This window comes from Bacteroides sp. AF34-31BH, from assembly GCF_003602795.1.
Lineage (GTDB): Bacteria > Bacteroidota > Bacteroidia > Bacteroidales > Bacteroidaceae > Bacteroides > Bacteroides uniformis.
The window spans coordinates 1-4,085 of sequence record NZ_QTLV01000030.1; the positions used below are offsets into that span (position 1 = coordinate 1).

Sequence of the window (4,085 nt, forward strand, 5' to 3'; positions counted from 1 at the left end):
CCGTCTTGATGTAGGTGGATACGGTGTTCCAACTGCAGTTCCTCTGCCTGAGGTAGTTTTCGAATCTCTTCAGTACGGTCGGGCTCAGTTTGCGCATGGGCATCGGCTGCCATTTGGTGAATGCCGAGAATGCATTCACCGCTGACTGGTAGATGTGTGCCGTCCCCCACGTGCCGCCTTCCCGGAGTTCCCCGATGACTGAGGAGAACATCTCTTGTAAGGTAATTTCATTTCTATTCATTTCCAATTTATTTATAAAAGGTTTATTCTGCAATATAAATAAATTAGATGAATATAAGGGAGACGAATATATTTCTTATATTTGCGAGAAACTTCGCATTGAAAATTGCAATACGAATACACCATACTGACTATACTCATTGGTGGAATTAAATAATTGAACACTATATGTCACTGCCAATAAACATAGAAGACCTGCTGCATCGTAATAAAGTGGAAAGTAATCGGGATTTCTTGAAAGAATTGGACTTGACAGAAGGTCGCTGCACCGGAATTCCTACAATCCAAGATGGGCTGGCTAAAAACGGTTCACCACGTGCTTCTATCGAAACCGATGAGGAACGCAGTTACTTCCTCATGTTCATACCCGTACATGAAGGATGCGGTAATGTAGTCAGAATGAAGGACAATACCGGAACATCACTGAGTAATATGGGGCAGGATGAAACTAATGTTGCCCAAAGATTGCCCAAAGATTGCCCAAAGTACATTGGAAGCAATTATACAAGATCCATATATAACCATTGGACAGTTGAGTGAAGTGCTAAAACTTTCTGAGAGAACAATAAAAAATAGAATAGTGCTGCTTAAACGGGAGGGACTGATAACTCGGATTGGCAGTAGAACATCGGGGTACTGGGAAGTGTTTAACAACGTGTAATAGTCAAGACTTGTTCTGACAGTTGGTTTATTATTGGAGGCACAATAAAAGAAGAGTGGATATAATCTTTTGTAAGACTATATCCACTCTTTTATTTATTATCTTCTAATAACTTGTTTACTTTTAGTTATTAGTGATAGTAGAGCTTACAGGAACTGTAATGAAATCAGTCTTGATGGTACCCCAACCATATTCTACGGTAACTTTAACGTAGATATTGAATGCTGAAACTTTAGTACCATTGTTCTTGTAAGTGATGAAACCATACTGAGAAGTCTTAGCATCATCACCGCTACCCATTGTGGTATTTGTGTTAGCTTTCAACTCTACCGTTACAGGAACAGCCTGACGAACACCGTTCAAGTCACATTCAGCATTGTCTACATCAGCAGTAATTGTGAATGGTCCGTAGAAGCCCCAGTAATTAGCATAGTCACTGAAGTAGCGATCACGCCAGTCGTAAGGAGCAATCAAATCTTCCAAGCGGATGAATGAACCCTTTTCACCAAAGTCAACAGCATCGATGAAGTTATCAGCAGCTTGTTCTGCAATGTTGACCGGACGGATGAAGTTAGCCTTGAAGTGATCTTTATTATCAAATGTAATAGTCACTACCTTAGTATCGTCATCGCATACACGACCAGTAGCACCAATATAAGTGTACATAGCACCAGTATTCAACAATTGCTTGGCAATAGCACTATTCTTGTTATAGGTTACAGTGTTAGGAGCGGTAGAACCAGCATTGTTAATAACAGCTATCTCTTCTTTTTTGCCGCCTACTGTAGCGTACAATGTCGTACCAGCTTCATCTGTTGTGAAGACTACATCAATATCACCAATCTTAGTGATATTCTTGATGTCATCAGCGCAGAAGAAGTATTCTATACCAGTCACTGCTTTGTCAAGTTTCAGTACGCCCGGAGTTCCTTCCGTACTATTCTTTGCCCAAGTTGTGAACGGAGAATTCAAATCATTAACAAATGTACAGTGAGTTGGGTCATCATCTGTCGTGCTACTTGGTACGGCAACATTAAACTTGGTATAAGTTTTGTCTGCATCCCAATAGTTGGAGATGAAGTCGGCTTTTGCTACATTGTAAGACTTCTGGATATCTTCTACCGTAGCTTTCAGTACCAATTCAACATAAGCACCTGTTTGATTTTCACCTGCATAATATCTTACACGGTGAGTCAGCTGCTTGCTGGCATTTTCCCACAAAGCGTCTTTAGAGATAGTCCATTTGATTACGTGAGTAGCTTGAGTTTCTGCATCTGTTGTTTCTTCACAAGTACCCAAATCTGCCGGAGTCTGGTTAGCACCATAGTCGTAGAAATACGGATAAGTTGCGTGGAATTGTTCTTTACTCAGACCGATTTCATTGTATACCTGAACGTTCATATCCTTAACTGTTGACAGTTTTGAAGCTGCAGCATCATCGCAATCATACTTGAAGTTTTCGATAGTCAGTTCATATTGGTTAGTAACAGGAGCGCTTGTCTCATCTGCAATGAATACCTTGATGTAAGCTACCTTTACAAGGTTCTCGCCATCCATCAAACGAACACGTACGATAGGAGTACGGCCAATAGCTGCACGGCCTTCGGTTTCATACACTTTCGGGGTCAAAACGCCATCAGCCAAAGTCACGAAGTCTGCCTGATCGGTTACAGGATTACCTACCTTATAGTTCTTTACCACATCAAAAGCAAAGCTCAGGCCAAGTTTCTCCAAATCAGCAACCTTGATTTTGTCACCACCTTCACATGCCAATTCATGAGCTTCTACGCATTTCGTCAAGTCTAAGCTCTGGTTGTAAACAACAATGGTATCACAGTATGTTTTAGATTCTGCCTCAGTATTTCCTTCTGCCCAAACAACCTTTTGATTGTATGCGTCAGCATCTACAGCAGCAATTTTAGTTCTATAGTGCTCGTCTTTATCAGCGATACCTTTCTTTGCAGCTTCGGCAGCCGGGTCAGCGATAGCCAAGTCACTCAAATCTTTCTTGAATACTGTAGCATAATCAGAAGTAACATCTTCACCATTTTCTTTCTCTACATTCAATGCAAACACAGAAATCTTTTCTTCTGTAGCGGCTATTCCCTTGATATTGACTTTGACCTTCAAAATACCGTCCGTAAAGGAAACGAATTCGGGAGTCATTGCAAAATCATTGGAAGCAGCAGCACGTGAACTGATATAATCCACGTTCGGTTTCACCATGAATGAAAGTTTGTCTTTCAGTTCATTAACGTTGGCATTGGCCGGATTTACATGATATTCGGCATAGACAACCGGATTGATAGTGGTGCTGGTAGCTGCAGCTGTCGTTTTTTCCGATTTAGAATCCTTTTCAGATAAAGTCAGTGCTTTATAAGCATAGGAATCATAAGTCAACCCCTGCACACCATCAACATACACTTGTGGGATGAAAACCAAGCTACGCAAATTGTTGGTCTTTGAAATTGTAACACTGCCTGTCGTTCCATCAGCCTTTGTCACATTGTATAGAATCACATCATTGCCATCCTCTACAGCAGTAATGCCCGTACCTTTCCAAGAGATATTGGTAGATTCCTTTAAGGTACCATCAGCATTGTAGATGTCAAAGTTCCCAGTTGTTTCATTAGGCTTATAGTAGCAACCATCACCACCTTTTTCGCCAACGGCTTTATAAGCCTGTTTTACGTCATCTTTATACCAATAGCCATCCTCTCCGATGCTCCATACTGCAGCATTTGTGCCATTTGAGCCATTGGTAATTTCATAAGAATTACCATTGCTAAGAGTAATAGTGATGCCATTTGCTCCCTTGACTACCCCTGTTATTACGCTACCGTCTGAAATCAGCTTATTAATCTGATCTATAGCCTTAGCGTTTTCATCAATTTGCTTCTGTAAGTTTTCGATGTCATCATCATAGTCCTTACAAGAAACAAATGTACCTGCAGCACCAACCATTAAGGCACTGAACAGGATCACACTTAGAAACTTTTTGTTCATAATTGAAAACTTTAAATTTATAAATTTAAAAAAATAAAAAGTGAATAATTTCTCATTTCCGGCATTCCTTTTCCCATAATGCTTTTGTTAAAAAATTCCGTTACTTCGCAGGTAATGAAATCTTGTTAATTCCGTTAATAATCAGGGAATAAGGAGAAAATAGACCCGTTTTGTTTGG

4 protein-coding genes are annotated in these 4,085 nt (G+C 40.3%); 2 read left to right on the plus strand and 2 right to left on the minus strand.

What is annotated here, in order from left to right; genetic code table 11:
* Positions 1–241 (minus strand): phage integrase SAM-like domain-containing protein (locus DWZ67_RS19875; protein ID WP_207888819.1); only part of this gene is annotated, 241 nt, incomplete at its 3' end.
* 167 nt (positions 242–408) lie between these two features.
* Between DWZ67_RS19875 and DWZ67_RS19880 the strand changes: the two genes are divergently transcribed.
* A complete protein-coding gene (locus tag DWZ67_RS19880; protein WP_005833603.1) occupies positions 409–780 on the plus strand; it encodes a hypothetical protein in 372 nt (123 codons plus the stop codon).
* A complete protein-coding gene (locus DWZ67_RS20685; RefSeq protein WP_227980286.1) occupies positions 692–901 on the plus strand; it encodes a winged helix-turn-helix transcriptional regulator in 210 nt (69 codons plus the stop codon). The genes DWZ67_RS19880 and DWZ67_RS20685 overlap by 89 nt, the downstream gene beginning before the upstream one ends.
* A 123-nt stretch (positions 902–1,024) precedes the next feature.
* Here the strand turns inward: DWZ67_RS20685 and DWZ67_RS19890 are convergent, their stop codons facing one another.
* Positions 1,025–3,907, minus strand: a complete 2,883-nt coding sequence (locus DWZ67_RS19890) for a PL29 family lyase N-terminal domain-containing protein (protein ID WP_057087493.1) — start codon at positions 3,905–3,907, stop codon at positions 1,025–1,027.
* Between the last annotated feature and the right edge of the window lie 178 nt (positions 3,908–4,085).